General features: G+C 58.1%; 23 protein-coding genes, 1 pseudogene and 1 riboswitch. Of the genes and pseudogenes, 8 read left to right on the top strand and 16 right to left on the bottom strand.

The window, feature by feature from the left end:
* Complete coding sequence (locus HA43_RS03385) at positions 1-918, bottom strand: AraC family transcriptional regulator (RefSeq protein WP_094110970.1); 918 nt, start codon at positions 916-918, stop codon at positions 1-3.
* A 193-nt stretch (positions 919-1111) separates the two neighbouring features.
* Between HA43_RS03385 and dkgA the strand changes: the two genes are divergently transcribed.
* Positions 1112-1939: a 2,5-didehydrogluconate reductase DkgA gene (dkgA, locus tag HA43_RS03390; protein ID WP_039380182.1), complete on the top strand. Its 828-nt coding sequence runs from the start codon at positions 1112-1114 to the stop codon at positions 1937-1939.
* Positions 1940-1985: 46 nt separating this feature from the next.
* Here the strand turns inward: dkgA and ftsP are convergent, their stop codons facing one another.
* The 4 genes from ftsP to HA43_RS03410 all read right to left on the bottom strand — a co-directional run bounded on the left by ftsP (position 1986) and on the right by HA43_RS03410 (position 7543).
* A complete protein-coding gene (ftsP, locus tag HA43_RS03395) occupies positions 1986-3413 on the bottom strand; it encodes a cell division protein FtsP (RefSeq protein WP_071669236.1) in 1428 nt (475 codons plus the stop codon).
* 105 nt (positions 3414-3518) lie between these two features.
* Positions 3519-4256 carry a 1-acylglycerol-3-phosphate O-acyltransferase gene (locus HA43_RS03400; protein ID WP_039380186.1) on the bottom strand — a complete coding sequence of 246 codons (738 nt, stop codon included), beginning with the start codon at positions 4254-4256 and terminating at the stop codon, positions 3519-3521.
* 38 nt (positions 4257-4294) lie between these two features.
* Positions 4295-6565, bottom strand: coding sequence for a DNA topoisomerase IV subunit A (gene parC, locus HA43_RS03405; RefSeq protein WP_039380189.1), 2271 nt, complete (start codon positions 6563-6565; stop codon positions 4295-4297).
* A gap of 213 nt (positions 6566-6778) precedes the next feature.
* Entirely contained in the window at positions 6779-7543 is a 765-nt protein-coding gene (locus HA43_RS03410) for a transporter substrate-binding domain-containing protein (RefSeq protein WP_094110971.1), read from the bottom strand.
* 161 nt (positions 7544-7704) lie between these two features.
* Here HA43_RS03410 and HA43_RS03415 point away from each other — a divergent pair, with 161 nt between their 5' ends.
* Positions 7705-8286 carry an NAD(P)H-dependent oxidoreductase gene (locus HA43_RS03415; RefSeq protein ID WP_071669235.1) on the top strand — a complete coding sequence of 194 codons (582 nt, stop codon included), beginning with the start codon at positions 7705-7707 and terminating at the stop codon, positions 8284-8286.
* A gap of 31 nt (positions 8287-8317) precedes the next feature.
* A complete protein-coding gene (locus HA43_RS03420) occupies positions 8318-8626 on the top strand; it encodes a putative quinol monooxygenase (RefSeq protein ID WP_039380197.1) in 309 nt (102 codons plus the stop codon).
* Positions 8627-8679: 53 nt separating this feature from the next.
* Here the strand turns inward: HA43_RS03420 and HA43_RS03425 are convergent, their stop codons facing one another.
* The 6 genes from HA43_RS03425 to nudF are packed head-to-tail and all read right to left on the bottom strand — an operon-like array spanning position 8680 to position 14062.
* Positions 8680-9579, bottom strand: a complete 900-nt coding sequence (locus HA43_RS03425; RefSeq protein ID WP_039385639.1) for a LysR substrate-binding domain-containing protein — start codon at positions 9577-9579, stop codon at positions 8680-8682.
* Between the two features lie 29 nt (positions 9580-9608).
* On the bottom strand, positions 9609-11504 hold the full coding sequence (gene parE, locus HA43_RS03430) for a DNA topoisomerase IV subunit B (protein ID WP_039380200.1): 1896 nt from the start codon (positions 11502-11504) through the stop codon (positions 9609-9611).
* Positions 11505-11549: 45 nt separating this feature from the next.
* Entirely contained in the window at positions 11550-12131 is a 582-nt protein-coding gene (gene yqiA / locus HA43_RS03435) for an esterase YqiA (protein WP_039380202.1), read from the bottom strand.
* A gap of 3 nt (positions 12132-12134) precedes the next feature.
* Positions 12135-12962, bottom strand: coding sequence for a 3',5'-cyclic-AMP phosphodiesterase (gene cpdA, locus HA43_RS03440; RefSeq protein WP_094110972.1), 828 nt, complete (start codon positions 12960-12962; stop codon positions 12135-12137).
* Between the two features lie 42 nt (positions 12963-13004).
* A complete protein-coding gene (locus HA43_RS03445) occupies positions 13005-13430 on the bottom strand; it encodes a DUF1249 family protein (RefSeq protein ID WP_039380208.1) in 426 nt (141 codons plus the stop codon).
* Positions 13427-14062, bottom strand: a complete 636-nt coding sequence (nudF, locus tag HA43_RS03450; protein ID WP_039380210.1) for an ADP-ribose diphosphatase — start codon at positions 14060-14062, stop codon at positions 13427-13429. Before nudF ends, HA43_RS03445 begins: the two co-directional genes overlap by 4 nt.
* Positions 14063-14275: 213 nt before the next feature.
* Here nudF and tolC point away from each other — a divergent pair, with 213 nt between their 5' ends.
* The 3 genes and pseudogenes from tolC (at position 14276) to HA43_RS19135 (ending at position 17729) form a co-directional block, all read left to right on the top strand.
* Positions 14276-15745 (top strand): outer membrane channel protein TolC, encoded by a 1470-nt coding sequence (gene tolC / locus HA43_RS03455; RefSeq protein WP_039380213.1) that lies wholly within the window; start codon positions 14276-14278, stop codon positions 15743-15745.
* Positions 15746-15884: 139 nt separating this feature from the next.
* Positions 15885-16541, top strand: a pseudogene (locus tag HA43_RS19130) (DUF1190 family protein); the annotation flags it as partial.
* A gap of 24 nt (positions 16542-16565) precedes the next feature.
* Positions 16566-17729, top strand: coding sequence for a glutathionylspermidine synthase family protein (locus tag HA43_RS19135; protein WP_169713299.1), 1164 nt, complete (start codon positions 16566-16568; stop codon positions 17727-17729).
* A gap of 52 nt (positions 17730-17781) precedes the next feature.
* Here HA43_RS19135 and ygiD read toward each other — a convergent pair whose 3' ends face one another.
* Complete coding sequence (gene ygiD / locus HA43_RS03465) at positions 17782-18561, bottom strand: 4,5-DOPA-extradiol-dioxygenase (RefSeq protein WP_169713297.1); 780 nt, start codon at positions 18559-18561, stop codon at positions 17782-17784.
* Positions 18562-18757: 196 nt separating this feature from the next.
* Here ygiD and zupT point away from each other — a divergent pair, with 196 nt between their 5' ends.
* On the top strand, positions 18758-19525 hold the full coding sequence (gene zupT / locus HA43_RS03470; RefSeq protein ID WP_039380219.1) for a zinc transporter ZupT: 768 nt from the start codon (positions 18758-18760) through the stop codon (positions 19523-19525).
* Between the two features lie 39 nt (positions 19526-19564).
* Here zupT and ribB read toward each other — a convergent pair whose 3' ends face one another.
* The gene (gene ribB, locus HA43_RS03475; protein WP_039380221.1) at positions 19565-20221 is read right to left on the bottom strand and encodes a 3,4-dihydroxy-2-butanone-4-phosphate synthase; all 657 of its coding nucleotides are present in this window, start codon (positions 20219-20221) and stop codon (positions 19565-19567) included.
* A gap of 108 nt (positions 20222-20329) precedes the next feature.
* Positions 20330-20479, bottom strand: a riboswitch (FMN riboswitch).
* A 188-nt stretch (positions 20480-20667) separates the two neighbouring features.
* Between ribB and ubiK the strand changes: the two genes are divergently transcribed.
* Positions 20668-20955: a ubiquinone biosynthesis accessory factor UbiK gene (gene ubiK, locus HA43_RS03480; RefSeq protein WP_280173558.1), complete on the top strand. Its 288-nt coding sequence runs from the start codon at positions 20668-20670 to the stop codon at positions 20953-20955.
* A 39-nt stretch (positions 20956-20994) separates the two neighbouring features.
* Here ubiK and hldE read toward each other — a convergent pair whose 3' ends face one another.
* From hldE to HA43_RS03495, 3 genes are all read right to left on the bottom strand, one after another.
* On the bottom strand, positions 20995-22419 hold the full coding sequence (hldE, locus tag HA43_RS03485; RefSeq protein ID WP_039380223.1) for a bifunctional D-glycero-beta-D-manno-heptose-7-phosphate kinase/D-glycero-beta-D-manno-heptose 1-phosphate adenylyltransferase HldE: 1425 nt from the start codon (positions 22417-22419) through the stop codon (positions 20995-20997).
* A gap of 81 nt (positions 22420-22500) precedes the next feature.
* On the bottom strand, positions 22501-25350 hold the full coding sequence (gene glnE, locus HA43_RS03490) for a bifunctional [glutamate--ammonia ligase]-adenylyl-L-tyrosine phosphorylase/[glutamate--ammonia-ligase] adenylyltransferase (RefSeq protein ID WP_094110975.1): 2850 nt from the start codon (positions 25348-25350) through the stop codon (positions 22501-22503).
* Positions 25351-25380: 30 nt separating this feature from the next.
* Positions 25381-26691 carry a CYTH domain-containing protein gene (locus HA43_RS03495; RefSeq protein ID WP_039380227.1) on the bottom strand — a complete coding sequence of 437 codons (1311 nt, stop codon included), beginning with the start codon at positions 26689-26691 and terminating at the stop codon, positions 25381-25383.
* Positions 26692-26767 lie beyond the last annotated feature (76 nt).

Genomic DNA, 26767 nt, shown 5'->3' on the forward strand with positions numbered 1-26767 from the left:
TCACGCCGCGTCAAACGGCAGCGTCTGCACCGTTTGACGCGCGCGGCTGACCTCTTCACCCGGCGTTGTGCCAAACAGCCGTTTGAACTCCCGGGAAAACTGTGACGGACTCTCATACCCTACCCGCAGCGCGGCTGTACTCGCCTTTACGCCATCCTGCAGCATCATCAGCCGCGCCTGATGCAAACGATAGCGTTTGAGGTACTGCAGCGGGGACGTCTGCGTTACCGCCTTAAAGTTGTGGTGAAAAGCGGATACGCTCATGTTGACCTCGGCCGCCAGCGTCTCAACGCTCAGGCTGCCGGCAAAGTGCGTTTCTATCCGCCGCAGCGCGCGCGCAATCTGACTGAACTGCGTCTGCCGGTTAACCAGCGACAGCAGCGCCCCGCCAATCGGACCGGTGAGCACATAATAAAGGATTTCCCGTACCAGCTGCGGGCCAAGCACCCGTGCATCGCGCGGATGGCTCATCACATCCAGCAGCCGCTCTGCGGCACACAGCATCTCTTCGCTCAGCCAGGCAGAATGAATACCCGAGGTCTGCACCGCGGGCTGAAACTGCTCATCATCACCGATATCCAGCAGCAGATCCTGCAGCGAAGCGGTATCCACGCTCAGACACATGCCCGCCAGCGGCGCATCGGGCGTGGCTTCCGTTTCGCACTCAACCGGCAGCGGCACCGTCAGCATCAGATATTTACTGGCGTCATAGTGAAAGACCGTGCTGCCGAGATAGCCGGTTTTGCGTCCCTGAAACAGGATCACAATGCCGGGCTGATACATCATCGGCGTCCGCGGCAGCGTTTCGCTGGCGTAAATGAGCCGGACATTTTTCACTGCACAGTGCGGTTTTTGCGGGTCGCACATTAGCGCGATGACCCGGCGGGCAAGCTGGCGACACAGGGCGTCATGGGACATGGCGGCTTTCCGGATAAAAAATTCAGTGTGCCGCAACGCTGCACAAAGCTCTACTCCCCTGGAGGATCAGGCAAGATTTTTGCAGAAAAGGGTCAGAGTCCGCTCTGGCAGAGCGATCCGCACTGCACGTTTGTTGTCTAGACTTAAGCACACAGTTTTTCCATTCAGCGATCGCAATGAAAAAGGAGCCCCTATGGCAGATCAACCTATTATCAAACTGCGCGACGGCAATATGATGCCGCAGCTTGGCCTCGGTGTCTGGCAGGCAAGTCAGGAAGAGGCGCATACCGCCGTACTGAAAGCGCTGGAAGTGGGTTATCGCTCTATCGATACCGCTGCCGCCTATAAAAATGAAGAGGCGATTGGCAGGGCGCTGAAGGATACGCCGGTAGCGCGCGACGATATCTTCGTCACCACCAAGCTGTGGAATGATGACCAGCAAAATGTGCAGCAGGCGATGGAGACCAGCCTGGAGAAACTGCAGCTCGACAGCGTTGATCTCTACCTGATGCACTGGCCCTGCCCGGAAAAAGATCACTACGTTGCGGCATGGGAGAAGATGATTGAGCTGCAGCAGCAGGGCCTGACCAAAAGCATCGGCGTCTGCAACTTCCATGAGGCCCACCTGAAACGCCTGATTGATGAAACCGGCGTGACGCCCGTCGTGAATCAGATTGAGCTGCATCCGATGCTGCAGCAGCGTACGCTGCACGCCTGGAACGCACTGCATCAGATCCAGACTGAGTCCTGGAGCCCGCTGGCGCAGGGCGGCGAAGGGGTGTTCGATCAGGCGATTATCCGCACGCTGGCGAAAAAGTATGGCAAGAGCGCGGCGCAGATTGTGATCCGCTGGCATCTCGACAGCGGCCTGGTGGTGATCCCGAAATCAGTGACGCCGGCACGCATTGAGGAGAACTTTAACGTCTTCGATTTCCGGCTGGAGAAAAGTGAGATCAGCGAAATCACTAAACTGGATAAGGGCCAGCGTCTGGGTCCCGATCCGGAGACGTTTAACGGCTAGAGAAGCACAATGATTGCGGCCGCCCTCACGGCGGCCTTTTTCTTTTTCAGGAAAGCGGATTAACGACCATCTGCCCTGCCGTACCGCGATCGGCCAGTTCCAGCGTCTGGCTGTAATAGACAAACGGGAAGTGATCGCTGGCGCTTTGCGGAAAACTCACCAGCAGTTCCACACTGCCGTCAACCCAGACGGTATCTTTCCAGCCGCGATCTTCGCCCATCGACTGCGCGCCGTTGACGCTTTTGATAAGGAACATGACGCCCTGAATATGCAGCGACTGCGGGCGATCGGCGTGAATAATCCAGCGCTCAAACGTTCCCTGCTGCGTTGTGGTATCGATGCGGTTCATATCCCACAGCGCGCCGTTAATGCCCGGTACGCTGTCGCCAATACGAAATTCGCGCGTCCGCACCGCCACGCCGTCGAGGATCTGATCGGCCAGCAGTCGCATCGGCAGGTTATCGGTGACCAGCGGCAGCAGCCCGGTCGGGCGCAGCGTCAGCACCAGCGTGTTGGTCAGAATGGATGAGGGTTCAAACAGGCCGCGCAGGCGATCCATAATCCCTGCCGCCGTGCCCGCCGTGATTGACACTTCATCCCCCTGCGACATATCCACCAGCACCTCACGCCGTTCGCCTGGCGCCAGAGAGAGCGTCTGCACCGCGACCGGCGAAGGCAGAAACCCCTGATCGCTGGCAATAACGGTAAAAGGGCGACCGTCTGAAAAACGCAGGTCAAAGCGGCGCGCATTGGCGGCATTCAGCAGGCGCAGGCGCACCCAGCCGCGGGAAACATCCACATAGGGATTCTGCACGCCGTTAACCAGCAGCGTATCACCAAGAAACCCGCCCTCTGATGGCGGGTTATAGACCGGGGTGGCGAAGTTATCGAGGCGCTTATCCTGAATCACCAGTGGAAAATCATCCACGCCGTAGTGCTTAGGCAGCGGCAGCGATTTGCTGACCTCATCTTCAATCAGCCACATTCCCGCCAGGCCGTTATAGACGTGCGGTGCCATATGATTCGGCGTGCTGGCGTGATACCACAGCGTCGCCGCCCCCTGCCGGATGGGCAGCACCGGCGACCAGTCAGCACCCGCTGACATCATGCGCGGCGCCCCACCCATCAGCGCGCCCGGCACCTGCAGGCCGCTGACCGTCATCGCCACCGGCTCATTAAGCCGGTTGCTGTAGATAAGCTTGACGTCATCACCGCTGTAAACCCGCACCGTCGGCCCCAGATAGAGGCCATTAATGCCCCAGACCGGAACTTTGCTGCCGCTGCCCGTAAACGACCAGTGGCTGCGCTGCAGCGTCAGAAACAGCGGCTGTCCGCGGCGGGATTCAATCAGCGGCGGGACCGGCAGCGGGACATCGCCAGCAGGAGTAGCGGCGCGGGCTGAAAAAGTCAGTGCCGGGGAGGCCAGCGCAACGCCGGCAGAAAGCTGAATAAAGTGACGTCTGCTGCAAGACATAAAACTTCAGACCTTTTGAGCGGGGCGTAAAACGCCGTGTCCATGTTGTTGTTGTTAATTTTGCTGTGGTGCACTGGGGTGGCATCCACCACCCCCGGATAGGGCTCAGATTTTACCGTTTTTTTCGCGTTCAGCGACTTCTGCGTTTAACTCTTCCAGCTTAGCAGACATTATTTCACGGCAGTGGGTCGCCAGCTTACGCACAGAGGTGGTCTCAAACTGTGCGGTATCGACCGGTGGCAGCATCTCTACAATCACCAGGCCATTCTTCCAGCGATTCATATTAATTTTGCCATGCGTATTGGAGACGACGATCGGGATAATGGGTACGCCAGCGGCGACGGCAGCGTGAAACGCGCCGGTCTTAAACGGCAGCAGGCCACGTCCGCGGCTGCGCGTGCCTTCCGGGAACATCCAGAATGAGATACGCTTCTTTTTAAATTGCCCGACAATCTCTCCGATAGTGCCGTGCGCTTTCGCCCGGTTGTCGCGATCGATCAGCAGGTTGCCTGTCAGCCAGTAGAGCTGCCCGAAAAACGGGATCCACAACAGGCTCTTTTTGCCCACGGTAACGGTGGTCGGCTGTACGATTTTCGCCGCCGTGATCATGTCATAGTTGTTCTGATGGTTTGCAATATAGATAGCATTACCGTAATTCGCCGCCTCAGGAGGCTTACGCAGCTCAACTTTAACGCCCAGCACTCCGGAGAGCCGGCCAAAAAGATGGCCAAACGTCGCGACATGGCGCGGGTTGCGCGGCGAAAACAGGCACCAGATGCTGCCGAAGACACAGACCAGTACGGAATAGATGATAATAATTATCGCGCGTAAAATTAGTAACATAGCGTCCTCAAAAAAGTACTCCTTCGCAGATAACCCGATTACTCTGCACTTGCGTCACGCTTAGGGCGTGCCGGCGCGTTGACTTCAACGCTGTCAATACGCTGCAGGCCGCGTGATACGCTGCCGCGACGGCCGCGATCGGCACGCACTTTCTGCAGATCTTCATCGCGCAGGATCAGCTTACGTTTACCCACATAGAGGGTAAGAGTGCTGCCCGGCGTCAGAATCAGTAGCCACTGCAGCCGGTCGGCACCGGAGGCAGCATCTGCGGCAGGAATTGAGATAATTTTATTGCCTTTGCCTTTAGACATTTGCGGCAGGTCAGCCACCGGGAACATCAGCATTCTGCCCGCCTGGGTGATTGCCAGCAGCATGTCATCGCCGGAATTGACCGCCAGCGGCGTCATGACGCGCGCATTCTCCGGCAGCGTCAGCAGCGCTTTACCGGCGCGGTTGCGCGATACCAGATCGGCAAAGGTACAGATAAAGCCATAGCCGGCATCAGAGGCCATCAGCAGCTTCTGATCGTCCGCTTCCATCAGCACCTGCTCCATCACTGCGCCCGGCGGAAGCGTCAGCTTGCCGGTCAGCGGTTCCCCCTGCCCGCGCGCCGACGGCAGCGAGGTGGGATCGAGCGTATAGCTGCGGCCGGTGGAGTCAATAAATGCCACCGGCTGATTGCTCTTGCCGCGCGCCGCCGCCCGATAGCTGTCTCCCGCTTTATAGCTCAGGCCGGCAGGGTCGATATCGTGCCCTTTGGCGCTGCGCACCCAGCCCATCTGCGACAGCACAATGGTCACCGGCTCAGCGCTCACCAGCTCATTTTCACTCAGCGCTTTCGCCTCTTCGCGCTCGTGCAGCGGCGAGCGGCGCTCGTCGCCGTATGCCTGGCTGTCAGCCTGCAGCTCTTTCTTCAGCAGGCTGTTCATTTTCCGCTCAGACGCCAGCGTGGCCTGCAGCTGATCGCGCTCTTTCTCCAGTTCGGCCTGCTCGCCGCGGATCTTCATCTCTTCGAGTTTCGCAAGATGACGCAGCTTCAGCTCCAGAATCGCTTCGGCCTGCGTTTCGCTGATTGCAAAGCGCGACATCAGGACCGCTTTGGGTTCATCTTCACTGCGGATAATGTGGATCACATCATCAATGTTCAGAAACGCGACCAGCAGCCCCTCAAGGATATGCAGGCGGCGCAGCACGCGCTCCAGCCGGTAATTCAGACGGCGCGTGACCGTATCGCGCCGGTAGACCAGCCACTCAGAGAGGATCTCCAGCAGGTTTTTCACTGCCGGACGGTTATCCAGACCAATCATGTTCAGGTTAACGCGGTAGCTCTTCTCCAGATCGGTGGTGGCGAAGAGATGGTGCATGACCTGATCGAGATCGACGCGGTTAGAACGCGGCACAATCACCAGCCGCGTCGGGTTTTCGTGATCGGATTCGTCGCGCAGATCCTCAATCATCGGCAGTTTTTTGTTACGCATCTGGGCGGCGATCTGCTCCAGCACGCGCGCGCCGGAGACCTGATGCGGCAGCGCAGTGATCACTGCCTCACCCTCTTCTTTTTTCCAGACGGCGCGCTGACGTACCGATCCACGCCCGCTCTGGTAGATCTTGCGGATCTCTTCACGCGGCGTGATGATCTCTGCTTCCGTCGGATAGTCAGGACCCTGCACAATATCCAGCAGCTCATCCAGCGTGGTTTTGGGTTTGTCGATCAGCCGCACCGCGGCTTCAGCCACTTCGCGCAGATTGTGCGGCGGGATATCCGTTGCCATGCCGACGGCGATACCGGTGGTGCCGTTAAGCAGAATGTTGGGCAGCCGCGCCGGCAGCATTTTGGGTTCCTGCAGCGTGCCGTCAAAATTCGGGGTGTAATCAACCGTGCCCTGGCCCAGCTCGCTGAGCAGCACTTCCGCATATTTAGAGAGGCGCGATTCGGTATAGCGCATCGCGGCAAAAGATTTGGGATCGTCCGGTGCGCCCCAGTTACCCTGACCATCAACCAGCGGATAACGATAGGAGAACGGCTGCGCCATTAATACCATCGCTTCGTAACAGGCGCTGTCGCCATGCGGATGATATTTGCCCAGCACGTCACCGACGGTGCGCGCTGACTTCTTAAATTTGGCGCTGGCGCTCAGGCCTAGCTCTGACATGGCGTAGACGATACGGCGCTGCACCGGCTTCAGACCGTCACCGATATAGGGCAGCGCGCGATCCATAATCACATACATGGAGTAGTCCAGGTACGCTTTTTCGGTAAACTTGTGCAGGGCAAGACGCTCTGCACCATCCTGCGTCATTTCGCTCATTACGTTTGCATCCTCACTTCGTGGCCCGCACCGGCGGGTCATTTGGCGAGGATAGTACCTTATTCACGCGAGTTAGTCACAGAGAAGCCGTGTCTCTGCGGCAGAAAGGTTTGCGTTAAAAAACAACAGCGCAGCAGGCGGATCCGGCCGCTTTTGCCCTTTGATAAAATCGCTGATTTTGCTGCAGAAAACCCGGTGTGACGTCATACCGCATCAGGGCACTTTACCCAGCCACGCTTGCTGGATCGCCGCATATTCGCCCGTGGCAGTCGCCAGATGCAGCCACTGATCCACGTAGAGTTTCCAGCTCATATCATCGCGCGGCAGCATGTAAGCTTTTTCACCATACTGCATCGGCTTATCCGGATTAATGGCGCATAGCGACGGATAGTGCTGCTGCTGAAACTGCGCTTCAGACGCGTCGGTGATCATCACGTCCGCTTTTTTATCCGCCAGCTGCTGAAAGATGGTCGTATTCTCTGCCAGCTGCAGCGTAGCCTGCGGCAGATGGCTGTGCACGAACGCTTCGTTAGTGCCTCCGGCAGGCTCGATGACCCGCACCTCACGCCGGTTTATCTGCGCAATGGTCTGATAGCGCGCTTTGTCCTCGCAGCGCACCAGCGGGATTTTGCCATCTGTGCCGAGCGGCCGCGCAAACCAGGCGATTTTCTGACGCTTCAGCGTGACCGATACGCCGCCCAGCGCGATATCGCACTGGCGGGCAACAAAATCGGCGCTCAGTTTTTTCCAGGTGGTCGGCACCCACGCGACTCTGGCGCCCAGGCTGGCGGCCAGCGACTCCGCCATGCTGATATCCAGCCCTTCATATTTTCCATCACTGCGCAGAAAGCTGTAGGGCTTATAGTCGCCAGTGGTACAGACGCGCAGCGTCTGCTGCTGCTGAATGAGATCGAGACGTGACTGCGCCTGAGCCGTGCCCGCTACCAGCAGCAGCGCGATAGTGATCTGTTTTTTCATAGCCTCTTCTTATTTTAATTCCGGGTTGCGCACAGAGTGTTTCACACGCCGGAGCATTATTGCTTTATAAGCAACAGTATTGTGATCCGTGGCACGTTTTTCCCCGCAACTTTCGCGCGTAGAGTGTGCCGTATCAAACTAACATTCAGGTGCAAAACAGTATGAGCAACATTCTGATCATTGACGGTGGCAAAACCTTTGCTCACTCAAAAGGCGAACTTAACCATACGCTGACCGACGTCGCGGCCAGTCAGCTGCGCGATCTGGGTCATCAGGTCTCTGTCACGCTGGCCGACAGTAACTACGACGTCGCAGAGGAGATCCAGAAGTATCTGGACAGCGATGTGGTGATCTATCAGATGCCGGGCTGGTGGATGGGCGAGCCGTGGACGGTGAAGAAATATATCGATGAGATCTTTACCGAAGGTCACGGCAAACTTTACGCCAGCGATGGCCGCTCACGCAGCGACGCCAGCAAAAAATATGGTTCCGGCGGCCTGATTCAGGGTAAAAAATATATGCTGTCGCTGACGTGGAACGCGCCGCTGGAAGCCTTTACTGAAGCCGATCAGTTCTTTGAAGGCGTGGGCGTGGATGGCCTTTATCTGCACTTCCATAAGGCCAACCAGTTCCTCGGAATGGAGGCGCTGCCCACCTTTATCTGCAACGACGTTATTAAACAGCCCGATGTGCCGCGCGATATTGCGCGTTATCGGACTCATCTCAGCGCAATCTTTGCTTAACTGTAAGCACAACGGTAAAAGAGGAAGCGCTATGTTAACAGTCGTCGCTGAAATTTGTGTTAAACCGGGCCGTCGTCAGGCGGTGCTGGATGCTATCAATGAGCTGATTCCGGCGGTACTGCAGGAAGAGGGTTGCCATCAGTATGATGCGCTGCTCGACCATCAGGCGCAGGTGCCATGGAAGCAAAACTCACCTGACTCCATCTTTATGCTGGAGCAGTGGGCCTCGCTGCGCGCGCTGGAGCAGCATCAGCAGATGCCGCATATGGATGCACATCGCGCCCGCATCAAAGACGACGTGGTGGATGTGAAAATCCTGGTGCTGGAACCGGCCAGCTGACCCTCTCCTCAGGCAACGCTCTGGCTATGCCGGAGCGTCTGCCGCCCGAATGCTTAAATCAGCTGCTGACGCTGGATTTTCTCCTGCAGGAAATCGAGAAAGCAGGTGACGCGCGAACTCAGCGTCTGGTTGCGATAGTAGACGGCGTGCACCGGCAAACGTAGCTCCCGGGTTTCGCTCGCCAGCACATCCATCAGCCGCCCCTGTTCGCGATCTTCCCGGCTGACAAAATCAGAGAGCCTGACAATACCCAGCCCCTGCAGGGCCAGCTGGCGCAGCGTTTCGCCGCTGGAGGCGGTCAGGGTGGGTTTAATACGCAGAAACTCCCCCTCCTGCTGCCAGACGGGCCAGATGTTATGGGTATCCAGCTGGCTGAACCCGATCAGCTGGTGCTGGCTCAGCGCGGCTACGCTATCGGGTATGCCATGTTTTGCCAGATAGTCCGGACTGGCTACCAGTCGCGTCGCGCTGCTGCCTAACACCCTGGCGCGCAGCGTCGAGTCGCGCAGTTCGCCAATGCGAATAGCGATATCCGTTTGCTGTTCCAGCAGATCGATAACGATGTCGTCGGTGTTGAGTTCAAGTTCAATTTGCGGATAGCGTTGCCGGAACTCCGCCAGCAGCGGCACGATGACGTGCAGCATAAAGGGGGTATTGGCGTTAATGCGCAGTCGCCCGGCAGGCGTCTCACGGCGGCGGGCTATCTGCTCTTCGGCCCGCTCAACGGAGGTGAGGATCTGGCGGGCGTGCTCAAGAAAAATCGCGCCCTCATCGGTCAGCGCCAGACGGCGCGTGGTGCGGTGCATCAGCGTGGTCTGTAACTTACTCTCCAGCCGGCTGAGCGCGCGGCTGATACCGGAGGTGGTCTGCTCCAGCTGTTCTGCAGCGGCGGTGATCGAACCGCTGTCGACCACCGCCACCCAGGCGCGCAGCTCTTCGAGAGTAATTTTCACCGTGTTATCCTCAGCGCGCGTCGCCGTCATTAAACGTCGAGATCGGCGAGATCGCCTTTCTCCTGTAGCCAGTTGCGGCGATCTTCGGAGCGTTTCTTCGCCAGCAGCATATCCATTACGCGCAGAGTCTGCTCAATATCCTCATCGGCAATGGTCAGCTGTACCAGACGCCGGGTATTTGGATCGAGCGTGGTTTCGCGCAGCTGCAGCGGGTTCATTTCACCCAGCCCTTTAAAACGCTGTACGTTCGGCTTGCCTTTTTTCCGCTTCAGCTGCTCCAGCACGCCCTCTTTTTCATCTTCATCCAGCGCATAATAGACCTCTTTACCGAGGTCGATACGATAGAGCGGCGGCATCGCAACATAGACGTGTCCCTGCTGCACCAGTGAACGGAAGTGCTTCACAAACAGCGCGCACAGCAGCGTGGCGATGTGCAGGCCATCGGAGTCCGCATCCGCCAGAATACAGATTTTGCCGTAGCGCAGCTGGCTCAGATCTTCGCTATCCGGGTCGATACCAATCGCTACGGAAATGTCATGCACCTCCTGCGACGCCAGTACCTCATCAGAAGATACTTCCCAGGTGTTCAGGATCTTTCCCTTCAGCGGCATAATCGCCTGGTATTCGCGATCGCGCGCCTGCTTGGCTGAGCCGCCCGCTGAGTCACCCTCAACCAGGAACAGCTCGGTTTTATTCAGATCCTGGGCGGTGCAGTCTGCCAGCTTGCCCGGCAGCGCCGGCCCGCTGGTGAGTTTTTTACGCACCACCTTTTTCGCCGCGCGCATACGGCGCTGCGCGCTGGAGATCGCCAGCTCAGCCAGCATTTCTGCCGCCTGCACGTTCTGATTCAGCCACAGGCTGAACGCATCTTTCACCACCGCCGACACAAAGGCCGCGCACTGGCGCGAGGAGAGACGCTCTTTGGTCTGACCGGCAAACTGCGGATCCTGCATTTTTACCGATAACACATAGGCGCAGCGATCCCAGATATCTTCCGCTGACAGCTTAACGCCGCGCGGTAAAATATTGCGGTATTCGCAGAATTCGCGCATGGCATCCAGCAGTCCCTGGCGCAGACCGTTTACGTGCGTTCCGCCCTGCATGGTCGGGATCAGGTTAACGTAGCTTTCCGTCAGCAGCTCGCCCCCTTCCGGTAACCACAGCAGCGCCCAGTCTACCGCTTCCACGTCACCGGCAAAGCTGCCCGTAAACGGCGTTTCCGGCAGCGTGGGCAGCCCATTGACCGCCTCACTCAGATAATCGGTCAGACCATCCTGATAGAGCCAGGTCTGCTCGCTGTTGTTCACCTTATCTTTAAAGACAATCTCAACGCCGGGACAGAGTACCGCTTTCGCTTTAAGCAGGTGTTTCAGGCGCGATACGGAGAAGCGCGGGCTGTCGAAGAAGCTGACGTCAGGCCAGAAATGCACGCTGGTGCCCGTGTTACGTTTGGCGACCGTACCTATCACTTTCAGGTCTTCAACCTTTTCGCCATGCTCAAAAGCGATACGATACACTTCACCATTACGCCGTACGGTCACTTCCACCCGCGTGGAGAGCGCGTTGACAACCGAGATGCCCACGCCGTGCAGGCCACCGGAAAACTGATAGTTTTTACCGGAGAATTTACCGCCTGCGTGCAGCCGGCACAGGATCAGTTCAACGGCCGGTACGCCCTCTTCCGGATGGATATCGACCGGCATACCGCGCCCGTCGTCGATCACTTCCAGTGACTGATCGGCGTGCAGGATCACCTCGACCCGGCTGGCATGGCCCGCCAGCGCTTCATCCACGCTGTTATCGATAACTTCCTGACCCAGATGGTTTGGCCGGGTGGTATCGGTATACATCCCCGGACGGCGACGCACAGGCTCAAGGCCGGTCAGGACCTCAATCGCGTCAGCATTATAGTTTGATTGGCTCATTGTATTTGTCTGATGAACAAGAGAAAAAGGAGCCCATGACGCAGCTTAGGAGAGGGATAAACCCAGAAAATCTACTATCTGCGTAAAATGGCGTTCAAATCCGATAAAGGCGTGATTGCCGCCCGCTTCAACCGTCTGCCGGCATGCGCTGTAGTAATTCAGTGCCTGGCGATAGTCGAGGATCTCATCGCCGGTCTGCTGCAATAGCCAGAGCAGATCGGGCGCATCAAGCGGGTCAATCTGCATCACTTTCAGATCGTAAATATGGCGTGACTCTAACACATATTGCTGGCCGGTGTAGGGATTACGGTTCTCGCCCAGATAATCCGTCAGCAGCTCAAACGGGCGTACCGCCGGATTCACCACCACTGCTGGCAGCATAAAACATTGCGACAGCCAGGTCGCGAAATAGCCGCCCAGCGATGAGCCAACCAGCCCCAGCGGTTCGCCGGTATGCTGCATCACTAACTCTTCCAGCAGGCTGGCGGCCTCCTCCGGAAAAGCGGGCAGCTGAGGCACCAGAACATTTATGTGCGGCTGCGCTGCGGCGCACCACGCCTGCAGCTGCGTCGCTTTGGCTGACTGCGGCGAGCTATTAAATCCGTGCAGATAGAGCAGCGTGGCCATTAATCAGTACCCATCTGAGTCAAGGTCCGGCCGGAACATATCGCTTTGCAGGCGATTCACTTCCGTCTCCAGTGAGCCATCCGCCGCTAATGTCAGCCAGCGCCAGCCGGGGGCCAGCGTGTCAATGGTGAAACTGGTGCAGTGCGGTTTGAACTGGACGCAGGTAGAAGGCGAGGCCAGAACCCGGCGCCCCTGCCAGTGAAGATCGAGCTCCTGATGAATGTGGCCACACACCAGATGCTGCGCCTGCGGAAAAGCCTGTAACACCGCTTCCAGCTGGTGCGGGTTACGCAGGCTATGCTGATCGAGCCAGGTACAGCCGGAAGGCACCGGATGATGGTGTAGCAGGATGAGCGAGTGCCGCTCAGGAAACCGCGCAAGTGACGCTGCCAGCCACTCCAGCTGATAGTCGCTCAGCATGCCGTGTGGCACGCCAGATACCTGGCTATCGAGCAGCAGTAGCTGCCACTGCTCCCCCAGCAGAACATGTTTATCTGCCGCTATGCCTGCTTCGGCGAGGGTATTCACCATGGCTGGCTGGAAATCGTGATTACCGGGTAGCCAGACGCATGGCTTTTGCAGGCGGGCAATACCGGCAACAAAATGCTGGTACGCTTCCACGGTATGATCCTGCGCCAGATCGCCGGTCGCGATAATCAGATCATATTCGTGCTGCTGTGCCGCGATAGCATCCAGCACCGCATCGAAGCTCGCCCAGGTGTTAACCCCCAGCAAAGATTGGTGCTTCCCCGCGAAGAGATGGGTATCAGTGATCTGCAGGATCCGGATTGCGGATCCTGGTGCCGCAGGAAAAGTGAGCAGGCTATCCAAAGCGTTTCCTTAATCTCCACGCCATCAATGCGTCAGACGCGTTTAGCAAACAGGCACGGCCAGAGCACCGTGCGCCAGGCAGTAGCGCAGCCAGTCAGCCAGAAACTGGTTAATCTGATGTTTTTCATCACGCTGATGCAATTTTTTATTAGGATAATCATAGCGTGCTTTAAAGCGATAGATCTGCTGTGTGGAACACACTTCAGCGACCATCGCATCGTGATAGAGCCGCACTGACATCGCGGGCAGACTCCAGTAGCTTACCGCCGGCGCCACCTGCCGGATTTCAACCAGGGTGGTATAACGCGTTGATTCTTCAATCGTCAGCTGATAACGGGCGCCGTTGACCTGATAGAGCACCGAGGCGCCTGCTTCATCACTGCGCGGCAGCAGGCGACGCAGCTGCGCGAAGTTCGTTTCGCACAGGCGCATCATTTCGGGAAAATCAGGGGTATAGCGCTGTTTCATTTTACCTTCCACTCACGTCGTAGTGTTTCATGGTGCAACGCCAGCCATTGCAGCGCAATGACAGAAGCTGCGTTATCAATAATCCCCTCTTCCACCCAGCGATAAGCCTGTTCGCGGCTCACCACATGTACGAGAATATCCTCATTCTCTTCCTCCAGCCCATGGTTCCCTTCTGCCAGGCTGGCATCCACTTCACCCACCAGCACCGACAACCGTTCAGAGGTGCCGCCAGGGCTGGCTAAATAACTGATAACCGGTTTCACGCGCCCGACATTCAGGCCCGCTTCTTCCTGTGCTTCGCGTCGTACGACCTCTTCCGGCGTTTCTCCGGGCTCAATGATACCTGCCACCATCTCCAGCAGCCAGGGTGTGGCGCTGGAATCAAGAGCTGGAATGCGGATCTGTTCGATTAAGACGACTTCGTCGCGCAGGGGATCATAGGGTAGCAGCACGGCGGCGTGTCCGCGCTCGAAAACTTCACGCACCACTTCACCACTCATTCCGCCATTAAAAAGGCGGTGGCGAAAGCGATAGCTGACGATGGAAAAAAAACCGTCATAACGGGTATCGCGTGCAATAATTTCTACATCGTTTTTTGTGAAAGTCACAGGGGATTTTTTTTCGCCCGCCATCGTCTGGTTCCTTATGCAGATTGGGATAGAGCATCGAAAAGCCAACCCTTGTGCTCCATCCGAGTGGTTCTTTCTGAATTATTTACGTAAATTAGGGAAAGAAGGCACGTTCAGCCAACCTATCTCTGACAGCGCCTCTGTAAAATCGGCGATTATTTTTTTGGCTTAGCAGCAGCACTTTTCGCGTCACAGGCTGCAACAAAAGGAATGCAAATGAAAAAACTGCTCCCATTTTTTATTGGACTGAGCCTGGGCGGATTCAGCCTTGCCAGCCAGGCAGAAAACCTGCTGCAGGTTTATCAGCAGGCGCGCCTGAGCAATCCCGATCTGCGTGCCTCTGCCGCCGATCGCGACGCTGCGTTTGAAAAGATCAACGAAGCGCGCAGCCCGTTGCTGCCGCAGCTGGGCCTGGGTGCAGATTACACCTATAACAACGGCTATCGTGATAACAGCGGACTGAACACCACTACCAAAAGCGCCTCGCTGCAATTAACGCAGACGATTTTTGATATGTCAAAGTGGCGCAGCCTGACGCTGCAGGAAAAAACTGCCGGCATTCAGGATGTCACCTACCAGGTCGCGCAGCAGGATCTGATCCTCAATACCGCTACCGCCTACTTCAACGTGCTGAATGCGATTGATACGCTCTCATATACCGAAGCGCAGAAACAGTCCATTTATCGCGAGCTGGATCAAACCACGCAGCGCTTTAATGTCGGCCTGGTGGCGATTACCGATGTACAGAACGCCCGCGCCCAGTATGACAGCGTGCTGGCGAACGAAGTGACGGCCCGAAACACGCTGGATAATGCGGTTGAATCGCTGCGTCAGATCACCGGGATGGACTACCTCTCCCTGGCCTCGCTGAGCATCGATCGCTTTAAAACAGCACGGCCTGATGCGGTCGCCAGCCTGTTAAAGCAGGCTGAGAGTCGCAACCTTAACCTGCTCTCTGCGCGCCTGAGCCAGGATCTGGCTCGTGAGCAGATCCGCTATGCTGAATCGGGCCATATGCCTACGCTGGATCTGACGGCATCGACCGGTCTGTCTAACAATAAATATAGCGGCAGCCGGGCGAATCAGAGCATCACCAATAACGACTCGATCTCGGGTTCAAATCAGGTCGGCCTGAGCTTCTCATTACCGCTCTACAGCGGTGGTTCAGTGACCTCGCAGGTGAAACAGGCGCAGTACAACTTTGTCGCCGCCAGCGAACAGCTGGAAGGCGCGCATCGCAGCGCGGTGCAGACCGTACGCTCCTCGTTTAACAACGTGAATGCGTCAATCAGCAGCATTGATGCGTACAAACAGGCAGTGATCTCTGCGCAAAGCTCACTCGACGCCTCTGAAGCCGGCTATCAGGTGGGTACCCGTACGATTGTTGATGTACTGGACGCGACCACTACGCTGTTTAACGCTAAACAGCAGCTCTCTAACGCGCGCTACAGCTATCTGATTAACCAGCTGAATATCAAATATGCGCTGGGTACTCTCAATGAGCAGGACCTGCAGCAGCTGAACAGCGCGCTGGGCAAAGAGGTGACGACCTCACCTGAAGTCGTCGCGCCGGAAAACAGCCAGCAGACTGCACAGGCCGACAGCGCACCGCAGGCGGCAGCTTCCGCTCCGGCGGCGTCTGTTCAGCCGGCAGCGCGCAACAGCGGCAATCCATTCAGCCGCTGACAGCAAAAGGGGCCCCTGCGGCCCCTTTCGCATTTGAACGTATAGCTACGTAAAGATCCGCGCCCTGTCAGGCTTCACGCTTTAAATCCCCCCTCGCATCACCTATCCTGACTGCAACTCTGGGTACAGGATAATCACTATGAAACGGACAAAAAATATCCGTCATGCCGCTTTTCGTAAAGGCTGGCAGGCACGTCATCTTACGCCCGTCGCGCTGGCGGTCACTGCAGTATTTATGCTGGCAGGCTGCGAACAGAGCGACGAAACAGTTTCGCTCTATCAGAATGCTGACGACTGTGCGAAAGCCAATCCGGATCAGAGCGGTCAGTGTAAAGCCGCTTATAACAATGCGCTGAAAGAGGCGGAGCGCACCGCGCCTAAATATGCCTCACGCGAAGATTGCGTGGCGGAATTTGGCGAAAATCAGTGCCAGCAGGCACCGGCTCAGGCGGGTGCGGGCACCACCGCAAACAATGCCGAAGCACAGCACAGCGGCGGCTTCTGGATGCCGCTGATGGCTGGCTACATGATGGGACGTATGATGGGCGGCGGCGCCGGTTTTGCTCAGCAGCCGCTGTTTTCCCCTAAAACGCCTGCCAGCCCGGCTAACGGACAGTTCGTAGACGCCGCCGGTAAAAACTATGGCTCAGCGACCTCTGGCCGTACCATGAACGTGCCTAAAACCGCCATGGCACCTAAACCGGCCACGACCTCGACCATTACCCGAGGTGGCTTTGGTGAGACGGTCGCGAAGCAAAACAGTATGCAGCGCAGCAGCGCCAGCGGCACCAGCAGTCGCTCGCTGGGAGCTAAGCGCCGTATGCAACGTATTGCTATCAGCGAACGCCCGGACTGGCGCGCAAAAGCCACTGAATATGGCTTTCAGTTTCACACGATGTATGGTGAGCCCTACTGGTGTGAAGAGGCCTATTATCAGTTCACGCTGGCACAGGTAGAGACGCTGGAAAGCGTTACGGCAGAGCTGCATCAGATGTGCCTGCAGGCGGTGGAAAAAGTGGTTAACAGCGATGCGCTGCTGACCCGCTTCTGCATTCCGAAACACACATGGGAGTTTGTCCGCGAATCCTGGGCTCAGCGTCAGCCTTCGCTCTATTCCCGTCTGGATCTGGTGTGGGATGGCAGCGGTGAGATCAAGCTGCTGGAAAACAACGCCGACACGCCGACGTCACTCTATGAGGCCGCTTTTTTTCAGTGGATCTGGCTCGAAGATCAGCTCAAAGCGGGCAACCTGCCGGCGGGCAGCGATCAGTTTAACAGCCTGCAGGAGAAGCTGATTGAGCGGTTTGCGGTTCTGCAGCAGCAGCACGGCTTTAACTGGCTGCACTTTGCCTGCTGCCGTGATACGGAAGAGGATCGCGCGACGGTACAGTATCTGCAGGATTGCGCCACAGAAGCGGGACTTCCCGGCGAGTTTCTCTATATCGACGAGATTGGACTAGGGGAAAAAGGCCAGTTTACCGACCAGCACGATCGCGTCATCAGCAACCTGTTCAAGCTCTACCCCTGGGAGTTCATGCTGCGCGAGGTGTTCTCGACCAAGCTGGCCGATGCCGGCGTACGCTGGCTGGAACCCGCCTGGAAAAGCATCCTCTCCAATAAAGCCCTGCTGCCGCTGCTGTGGGAGATCTTTCCGGGCCATCCCAATCTGCTGCCCGCCTGGTTTGCAGATGACAGCCAGGCGCCGCAGATGGATAAATATGTGGTGAAGCCGCTCTTCTCCCGTGAGGGTGCGAACATTCGCATTATCGAAAACGGCAATGAAATTGCGCGCGCTGACGGTCCCTATGGCGAAGAGGGTATGATTATCCAGCAGTTCTGCGCGCTGCCCCGATTTGGCGACAGCTATACGCTGATTGGCAGCTGGCTGATAGACGATCAGCCGGCGGGGATTGGCTTACGCGAAGATCGGGCGCTGATCACCCAGGATCTGTCGCGCTTCTATCCGCATACTTTTATCGGCTAACCTGGTGGCGCATTCCGGTGCGCCCCCTTCCGGCCTGCGACGCCGCGGGCCGTTATCCCACCTGCGCTGACAGCATACTGATTGCGCCCATCTCCATGCCCTCAACCGGCACGCTGACCGCCTCACCCGCTGCGCGTGCGCCCAGAATATAGAGCAGCGGCAGATAGTGTTCAGCGGTCGGATGCGAAAGCGCCGCGCCCGGATGCTGCTGATAGTTAACCAGCGGATGATCGGCTGCCGGCGCGTCGCTGGGCAGATTATCGCGCACATACTGGTTAAACGCTTCGGCCCATGGATACGCCGGCGCACTCCCCTGCCACTGCAGCTTGCGCAGGTTATGTACCACGTTGCCGCTCGCAACCAGCAGGATCCCCTCATCGCGCAGCGCAGCCAGCTTACGTCCGGCCTCAAAATGCCATGCGGCGGGCCGGGTACTGTCCACGCTGAGCTGCACCAGCGGAATATCCGCCTCAGGATAGATTTTGGCCAGCAGGCCCCACGAGCCGTGATCGAACCCCCAGCTCTCATCTTTTTCTGCCGCCGGCAGCAGCTCCGTTACGCGCTGCGCCAGCGCAGGCGATCCGGGTGCCGGGTAGCGCACGTCAAACAGCGCCTGCGGAAATCCGCCGAAATCGTGAATAGTGCGTGGCTGTTCCATGGCGGTTACCCGTGTTCCGCGCGTGTACCAGTGCGCGGAAATCGCGAGAATAGCGCGCGGGCGCGGCAGATCTCTGCCCAGCTGCTGCCATACCCGGGTATAACGGTTCTCTTCCAGCACGTTCATCGGGCTGCCATGACCCAGAAACAGAGCAGGCATACGGCCATCACACATTTTCACACCTCATCGCTGTTGCTTTCATAAGCGTCACAATACGCGCTTGCCAGGCCACTTAAACGCGGAGAAGCGTGATAATGTCTGTCAGCAAATTTGAATAAGCGTGAACGACATAACTTTACGCTTAATAACTCGATATTTTATAAGGTTAATTATAATGTAACTGGTAATCATTATCATCATGGAGCTTGCTATGTCGGTGCCTTTACTGCTCACTATTCTGGCCGGTGGTGCTACCTTTATTGGCGCCCTGTTTGGCATTCTCGGTCAAAAGCCGTCAAACCGTCTGCTCGCCTTTGCGCTCGGCTTCGCCGCCGGCATTATGCTACTGATTTCGCTGATGGAGATGCTGCCAGCGGCGCTGCATACTGCGGGAATGTCACCGATGCTGGGATACGGTATGTTTATGCTCGGCCTGATCGGCTATTTCGCGATGGATCGCCTGCTGCCGCATCAGCATCCGCAGGATCTGATGGCCACTCAGGGTCGTCCCGTTAACCTGAAGCGAACCGCTGTGCTGCTGACGCTGGGCATCAGCCTGCACAATTTTCCTGAAGGGGTCGCCACCTTTGTTACCGCCAGCAGCGATATGGAGCTGGGGCTGGGCATCGCTTTAGCCGTGGCCATCCACAATATTCCTGAAGGACTGGCGGTTGCCGGGCCGATGTACGCGGCGACCGGTTCCAAAGCCAAAGCGCTGTTCTGGGCCTGTATTTCTGGTATGGCGGAAATTCTGGGCGGCGTCATTGCCTTTCTGCTGCTCGGTCCGGCGCTGTCGCCGGTAGTGATTGCTGCCATTATGGCCGCCGTCGCAGGGATTATGGTCGCACTTTCGGTGGATGAACTGATGCCGCTGGCGCGCGAAATCGATCCGCACAATAACCCGAGCTATGGCGTGCTGTGTGGGATGACGGTGATGGGGCTGAGTCTGACGCTGCTGCAGACCGCCGGCGCGGGCTGATTTCCCGCCCTCCGGCTGGTCTGCTTTTGTATGCCAGCTTTAGCTGGCCTGACGGGTCTCACGCTGGCGGCGGTAAGCCACCAGATCTTCAATGGTCACCACGGGCATATCATGCTGCTGCGCAAACGCGATCGCTTCAGGGGCGCGCGCCATGCTGCCATCGTCGTTAGTCAGCTCGCACAGGACGCCAGCTGGCCTGAAGCCCGCAAGCGTGACCAGATCGAGCGTGGCCTCGGTATGACCGCCGCGCGTCAGTACGCCACCTTCGCGCGCGCGCAGCGGGAAAACGTGTCCCGGACGGTGCAGGTCAGCCGGTTTAGCGTTATCAGCAATCGCGGCGCGGATAGTGGTGATGCGGTCAGCTGCAGAGACGCCGGTGGTCACCCCCGCTGCGGCTTCAATCGTAACGGTAAATCCGGTGCCGTAAGAGCTGGTGTTGTTCTCTACCATCATCGGCAGATCGAGCTGCTGGCGGCGGGCCTCATTGATGCAGAGGCAGACAATACCGCTGCCGTGGCGGATAGTCAGCGCCATCTGCTCTGTGGTCATGGTCTCGGCGGCAAAAATCATGTCGCCTTCGTTCTCGCGATCTTCATCGTCAAGAACCATCACACCGCGACCGTTACGCAGTGCGTCAAGTGCACGTTCTACACGCTGTTCCGGCGTGCCAAATTCAGAAAGAAGCGTCTGATTCATGGTAATTAACCTTAAAATATTATGAGTTACCAGAACCAGGGCGAGCTTAGGAGTGCGTGAAAAATACACATGGCAAAAACGTGACGCGGGCATAAACCCGGCTGATGTCGTTACCCTCTCCCATCCGGACTTTAACCGTCGGCCCCGGAATCACACCGGATCTGCTGTCCTTTTGCACGGTAGCAAAAGCGCTCGCGGGCTTTCAGCAGAAGCTGATTTACCGCCGGTGGGGAATTTCGCCCCGCCCTGAGAATAAGCAAAATCACTATAGCGTTATTCACCGGGACGGGCAATCGACAAAAGTGCAATTGCTTTTGCACATCATGCGTTGCGGATTTCGGGTTTAACCTTTTTGGTTCTGGCATTACACTTACTTCTTGTACCGTCGGAAAACGTGCTGCTCACAGCCACCGCAATCAGGAAATAACCATGATCGACACAAAAAAATTGAACAACTGGCGCGCCAGGTCCATGAAGCGATGCCGAAAGGCATCCGCGACTTTGGCGACGACGTGGAGAAGAAAATCCGGCAGGTTCTGCAGGCGCAGCTGACCCGTATGGATCTGGTTAACCGTGAAGAGTTTGATGTGCAGACTCAGGTCCTGCTGCGCACCCGCGAAAAGCTGGCAGCCCTGGAGCAGCGTCTGGCTAAACTGGAGAGTGAAAGCCCGGCGGCACCGGCGCCAGCAGTGGTGACGCCCGATCCGGCCGGTAAAATCGATACGCCACAGTAAATATTATCAGCCGGGTGGCTGCTGCCCCCGGCTGTCTGCTCAGTGACTGCGGATCGTTTTAATAATGTTGGTGGTGGAGATGCCATCTTCAAAGTTAAGCACGCGTACGTCACCGCCGTTGGCCCACACTTCTTTGCTGCCTGCGATCTCTTCCGGCTTGTAATCTCCGCCTTTCACCAGCAAATCCGGCAGCACATCGGCAATCAGACGCTGCGGCGTATCTTCTTCAAACAGTACGACCCAGTCCACCGCTTCGAGTGCGCTCAGCACGATCATCCGGTTCTCCTGCGGATTAACCGGCCGGGTTTCGCCTTTAAGACGTCGGGTTGACGCGTCGCTGTTCACCGCCACAATCAGCCGATCGCCCAGCTTGCGGGCATTGGCGAGATAAGAGACGTGTCCTGCATGCAGGATGTCAAACACGCCGTTGGTCATCACCACTTTCTCGCCGCGCTGACGCGCCTGAGCCACGGCGGTTTTCAGCTCGCTCTCCGTCATCACGCCAAAGCCGCTTTCGGGACGTGCATGAATAGCGTTCTCCAGCTCCACCGTACTGACGGTGGAGGTTCCCAGCTTGCCCACCACGACGCCTGCCGCCGCGTTGGCAAGGAAACAGGCGTTTTCCAGCGTGTCACCTGCCGCAAGGACCGCGGCCAGGACGCCAATAACCGTATCGCCGGCACCGGTCACGTCATAGACTTCCTGCGCCTGCGTCGGCATATGCAGGGGCGCTTTACCCGGCTGCAGCAGCGTCATGCCGTTTTCAGAACGGGTCACCAGCAGCGCTGAGAGCGCATAGTCAGCGATCAGCTGCATTCCCCGGCTGACGATGTCCGCTTCGGTTTTACATTTGCCGGCAACGGCTTCAAATTCAGACAGGTTTGGCGTCAGCAGGGTTGCACCGCGATAGCGCTCAAAGTCGGTGCCCTTCGGGTCGATCAGTACCGGTACACCCGCTTCGCGGGCCAGCCCGATCATGGTCTGGACGCTGCTCAGGGCACCTTTAGCGTAGTCTGACAGCACCAGCGCGCCAGCCTGTGACAGCGACTGACGCATACGATCGTGGATGGGCTGCGGATCGACCTGATCAAAGCCCTCTTCAAAATCCAGCCGGATCAGCTGCTGGTTGCGCGACAGCACGCGCAGCTTGGTGATGGTGGGATGCGTTTTTAGCGCCACAAAGTCACAGCTGACGTTAACCTGCTCCAGCGTGCGGCTCAGTACCTGCGCGGCATCATCCTCACCGGTCAGCCCAATCAGACGCGATGCGGCACCCAGCGCGGCAATGTTCATTGCCACGTTGGCCGCGCCGCCCGGACGCTCCTCAATGGTATCCACTTTGACGACCGGCACCGGCGCCTCGGGTGAAATGCGGCTGGTCGGGCCATACCAGTAGCGGTCTAACATCACATCGCCAACAACCAGTACGGTGGCCTTGCCAAACGCGGGCAGTGTTACTTTCATTTCAGAGACTCCAGACTACGCTCAAAATATTGCGCGGATAATACCATATACCCGCCGCAGGGTAAGATGCCGCCGCACGCCTCAACTGTCTGGCTCAACCGTGCCCAGCCAGCGCTGCCAGCTGGCGTTGACAATGCCGCGCTCGCGGGCAAAACGATCCGGTGCCACGTGACCCGGCAACGCCTGCAGGGCCAGATGATGCAGCGCATCACGCAGCGTGACGTAAGCATGCGTCAGCGCCTGCGCTTCCTGCGCGGGCATAATATCGTGCTCCGCCATCAGAGCAAAAATGCGCACGTTATCTGACCAGCGCGTCAGGGCCGGCCGATCCGCCGCTGACGCTAAGACCAGATACTGGGCAATGAATTCAATATCGGTAATACCGCCTGCATCTGTTTTTATCTCCCAGCGCCCTTTATGTTTGTTGCTCAGGTGCGCACGCATCTTTTCGCGCATTTCACGTACCTCAGCCCGCAGCGGTGCTGTTGCACGGGGCAGGCTGAGAATAGCGTGGCGGATCTGCGTAAAACGCGCCATCAGCGCCGGCTCACCAAAGACAATACGCGCACGCACCAGCGCCTGATGCTCCCAGGTCCAGGCATCATTACGCTGATACTCTTCAAAGGCGTCGAAGGTGCTGACCAGCATGCCTGCTGAGCCAGAAGGACGCAGGCGGGCATCCACCTCATACAAAATACCGGAGGCGGTGCGGGTGCTGAAGAGATGCATGATGCGCTGCGCCAGACGCAGATAAAACTGCCTTCCGTCGATGACGCGTTCACCGTCAGTCTCTGCACTCTCCGGACAATCATGCAGAAACACCAGATCGAGATCGGAGCTGTAGCCAAGCTCCCAGCCCCCCAGCTTGCCATAGCCGAGCACGGCAAAGCCGCGCTCATCGTCACGCGTCAGATGTGATGGCCGCCCATAGCGCTGTACCATCATCTGCCAGGCCTGCTGCACCACCGACTCGATCATCGCCTCTGCCAGCCAGGTTAAGTGATCGCTTACTTTCATTACCGGCAGCGTTCCGGCGATATCTGCTGCGGCAATACGCAAGAGCTGCGCCTGTTTGAACTGGCGCACCGCCTCCAGCTGCTGCTCTTCATCCTCTGCCGGAATACGCAGCAGATATTGCCGCAGTTCGTCACGGTAGGCGTCAGTGGCAGTGGGCTGATACAGCGTGGCGGGGTCGAGCAGCTCATCCAGCAGCAGCGGATAGCGCGCCAGCTGGCTGGCAATCATTGGTGAGGCGGCACAGAGACGGATCAGGTGACGCAGCGCGCCGTGATACTCAGTCAGCAGCTCAAGATAGGTGCTGCGCGTCAGTACCCCCAGCAGCAGCGGCGTCAGGCGCTCCAGTACGCTGTCGGCATCCTCACGCGAAGCGATCTCCCCCAGCAGGCGCGGCATCAGCTGGTCGAGCGCCAGCCGGCCACGCGGCCCGATTGTGCGCCGGCTGGCATCCTGCCGGAAGTCATTAAGCACGTAAAAAAAACGCTGCCGCTGCGTTTCATTCAGCTGCGGCACCACCGGCGTCAGTTCATGCTCCTCCAGCGTGTCCTGCCAGAGTGCCGCAAATTCCGCCAGTTCCGGCTGGTCATCAACGTCCGGGGCATCGTCGCCAATCAGCTCATCAAACACCGCGCGTACGGCGGCCATGTGCGCCGTTAGCTGTGCCGTCAGCGCTTCCCAGTCGGCGCAGTTCATCGCCCACGCCATACGCTCCCGGTTGAGCGCATCCTGCGGCAGCGTCTGCGTCTGCTCATCATTGATGCTCTGCAGCAAATTCTCCAGCCGGCGTAAAAAAAGGTAGGCGTCATGCAGCTGACTGACCTGCTGCGGACGCAGCAGCTCCAGCTCACCGATGGCCTGCAGCACTGGCAGCAGTGAGCGCGACTGAAGTGAGCGCTCACGTCCACCACGAATCAGCTGAAATACCTGCACAATAAATTCGATTTCGCGGATACCGCCGGCACCCAGCTTGATATTATCTTTCAGGCCGCGACGGCGCACTTCACGCGCGATCATCCCTTTCATGTTACGCAGCGACTGAATCACGCTGAAATCGATATAGCGGCGATAGACAAACGGCCGCAGCATCTGCTGCAGCGGCTGGCTCCACTCGCCGCGATCGTCGCCCATCAGACGCGCTTTGACCATGGCGTAGCGCTCCCAGTCACGCCCCTGCTCCTGATAGTAATCTTCCAGCGCCGCAAAGCTCATCACCAGCGGGCCGCTATCGCCGAACGGACGCAGTCGCATATCCACGCGGTAAACAAAACCATCGACGCCAGGCTGATCCAGCACTTTTATCAGGCGCTGCCCCATGCGGGTAAAAAACTGTGCGTTGTCCAGCTCGCGTCGCCCGCCGCGCGTGACGCCGCTCTCCGGCCAGGCAAAGATCAGATCGATATCAGAGGAGAAGTTGAGTTCTCCGCCACCCAGCTTGCCCATGCCGAGGATCAGCAGCGGCTGCGGCTCGCCCGCCTCGTTGCAGGGCGTGCCAAAATCGCGACAGCAATCCTGCCACACGCGAGCGCGGGCGGCAGCGATCAGGCTTTCTGCCAGTACGCTAAGCTGCGTCAGGCTCTGTTCGGTCGTGGCGTGCTGCAGCGCCTGCATCCAGGCGATACGCACCAGCATATGCCGGCGGAACAGGCGCAGCTCACGCATCAGCGCGGCCTCGCTATCCGCATGCTGCAGCGCCTGCTGCAGCCACAGAGCATAGTGCTGCCATTCATCAGGCTGAGGAGGCTGCTGCTGCAGTTGCTGCCACCATGCTGGCTGCTGCTGCAGGTTATCTGCGATAAAGTCACTGAAGGCCAGCGCGCCAGCCTGTTCAGACGTCAGCGCCGGCAGCGACAGCTGCAGGCGTTCTGCGATGCCGGCCAGCTGCGCCTGCATCAGCGAAGGTAACGGTAACTGCATCCTCTCTCCCTGAATTTTTACATAGTGTTGTTAACGCCTGACGCCGCTGCTCAGCCAGAATGGCGGCTGGCGCATGGCCATCGTAGCGAGCTGAATCAGGCCGTGCTGCTGTTTTTCCCGGATGGCGAGCTGCAGCTCCTGCCATCCCGCCATCCACTGACACACCTCTTCAGCCGGATACGCCGCCGCCAGCAGACAGACAGCCAGCAGCTGCCGCTGCAGACGCGTGGCCTTATCCTGAAACTCGCTGACCAGTTTTACATCCGTAAAGGTTTCCCGCAGATCCGCTGCCACGCGGCTTAGCATGATGTCGCAAAAGCGTTTATAAGAGCCCTGCAGCTTGATCTGGTTTTTGCTGTCGATCCACGGCTGCCACTGCGCTTCTGCCAGCCAGCACGTCAGCGCCATCTGCGCCTCGACTGAGGTGGCAGAGAAACAGAGGGTTTCCGCACTGATAGCATCATCCTGCAGCAGCTCCTCAAGACGGGTCAGCTTCTGGCGCAGCTCGCTGTTAGCCTTACGCGGCACCAGCGCACCAAACAGCGAAAACGCCTGACGCAGCGTTTCCAGCGCCTCCAGCACGGCGTGTCGCGCAGCCGGATTACCGCGCAGCCAGACCTCTTCATGATACTGCCAGTGATCCAGCGCGGCGCTGAGCGCGGCGATCATCCCCTGCTCTACTGTCGCTTTTGGCGTCACTTTCAGCAGCGGCAGCGCCCGAACCGGACGCAGCGCGTCGCCCTGCGCCAGCTGATAGCCACGCGCGGCTTTGCTCAGGCTGCCGGGACGGAGTCCGCCGCCCGCTGCCAGCGTCTGCGCGAGCCTGAGCAGATCGGCAGGCGTGCCCTGTTTAAGCTCCAGCTCAACTTCACACAGCGGTTCGCTAAGCTCGCCGGCCGCCACGCTGCCCTGATCGAAGGCAATTTCAATCGTGCTGTTACCTGCCTCTACCGTCCAGGTTTCGCGCCGGAAATGCGTGCTGAATAGTGGCTGCAGCCGCTGCTGCAGGGTGGCAATATCAGTACCCTGCGGCCAGATCTCTGCCGGCAGCCGGGCGATATCAAGCTGCGGCGCCGTTATATCCACGTTGTACTCCGGGCGCTGATGCAGACCGCCCAGCGTCTGACCCGCCGCCTTAAGCGTCATCTCATAACGCTTGTCCACACCCCGGATGCGCAGCCCCATATCCCAGCGGCGCAGCTGGTTGTCGTCCGTTTCATAATAGATATTCGTCAGCTCGCGGGCGGCTTCATGCTGATGCGGCCAGGCGGCCAGTGTCTCTGCCAGGGTGGCGGCAGCCTGCGGGGTGGCAATGAACTTTAATTCGATTTCAGTGGTCATAATTTTTTATTTACTACGCTGCTGGCACTTATACGGTTAATCTGGCGAGAGTAATGCACCACAAGCACGCTGTCTC

This window comes from Pantoea eucrina (genome assembly GCF_002095385.1).
GTDB classification, from domain to species: Bacteria; Pseudomonadota; Gammaproteobacteria; order Enterobacterales; family Enterobacteriaceae; genus Pantoea; species Pantoea eucrina.

What these genes read in the sequence shown, in the direction of transcription:
- HA43_RS03385 (WP_094110970.1), bottom strand. Translation starts at nt 918, where the DNA reads ATGTCCCATGACGCCCTGTGTCGCCAGCTTGCCCGCCGGGTCATCGCG.
- dkgA (WP_039380182.1), top strand. Translation starts at nt 1,112, where the DNA reads ATGGCAGATCAACCTATTATCAAACTGCGCGACGGCAATATGATGCCG.
- ftsP (WP_071669236.1), bottom strand. Translation starts at nt 3,413, where the DNA reads ATGTCTTGCAGCAGACGTCACTTTATTCAGCTTTCTGCCGGCGTTGCG.
- HA43_RS03400 (WP_039380186.1), bottom strand. Translation starts at nt 4,256, where the DNA reads ATGTTACTAATTTTACGCGCGATAATTATTATCATCTATTCCGTACTG.
- parC (WP_039380189.1), bottom strand. Translation starts at nt 6,565, where the DNA reads ATGAGCGAAATGACGCAGGATGGTGCAGAGCGTCTTGCCCTGCACAAG.
- HA43_RS03410 (WP_094110971.1), bottom strand. Translation starts at nt 7,543, where the DNA reads ATGAAAAAACAGATCACTATCGCGCTGCTGCTGGTAGCGGGCACGGCT.
- HA43_RS03415 (WP_071669235.1), top strand. Translation starts at nt 7,705, where the DNA reads ATGAGCAACATTCTGATCATTGACGGTGGCAAAACCTTTGCTCACTCA.
- HA43_RS03420 (WP_039380197.1), top strand. Translation starts at nt 8,318, where the DNA reads ATGTTAACAGTCGTCGCTGAAATTTGTGTTAAACCGGGCCGTCGTCAG.
- parE (WP_039380200.1), bottom strand. Translation starts at nt 11,504, where the DNA reads ATGAGCCAATCAAACTATAATGCTGACGCGATTGAGGTCCTGACCGGC.
- yqiA (WP_039380202.1), bottom strand. Translation starts at nt 12,131, where the DNA reads ATGGCCACGCTGCTCTATCTGCACGGATTTAATAGCTCGCCGCAGTCA.
- HA43_RS03445 (WP_039380208.1), bottom strand. Translation starts at nt 13,430, where the DNA reads ATGAAACAGCGCTATACCCCTGATTTTCCCGAAATGATGCGCCTGTGC.
- nudF (WP_039380210.1), bottom strand. Translation starts at nt 14,062, where the DNA reads ATGGCGGGCGAAAAAAAATCCCCTGTGACTTTCACAAAAAACGATGTA.
- tolC (WP_039380213.1), top strand. Translation starts at nt 14,276, where the DNA reads ATGAAAAAACTGCTCCCATTTTTTATTGGACTGAGCCTGGGCGGATTC.
- HA43_RS19135 (WP_169713299.1), top strand. Translation starts at nt 16,566, where the DNA reads ATGCAACGTATTGCTATCAGCGAACGCCCGGACTGGCGCGCAAAAGCC.
- ygiD (WP_169713297.1), bottom strand. Translation starts at nt 18,561, where the DNA reads ATGTGTGATGGCCGTATGCCTGCTCTGTTTCTGGGTCATGGCAGCCCG.
- zupT (WP_039380219.1), top strand. Translation starts at nt 18,758, where the DNA reads ATGTCGGTGCCTTTACTGCTCACTATTCTGGCCGGTGGTGCTACCTTT.
- ribB (WP_039380221.1), bottom strand. Translation starts at nt 20,221, where the DNA reads ATGAATCAGACGCTTCTTTCTGAATTTGGCACGCCGGAACAGCGTGTA.
- hldE (WP_039380223.1), bottom strand. Translation starts at nt 22,419, where the DNA reads ATGAAAGTAACACTGCCCGCGTTTGGCAAGGCCACCGTACTGGTTGTT.
- glnE (WP_094110975.1), bottom strand. Translation starts at nt 25,350, where the DNA reads ATGCAGTTACCGTTACCTTCGCTGATGCAGGCGCAGCTGGCCGGCATC.
- HA43_RS03495 (WP_039380227.1), bottom strand. Translation starts at nt 26,691, where the DNA reads ATGACCACTGAAATCGAATTAAAGTTCATTGCCACCCCGCAGGCTGCC.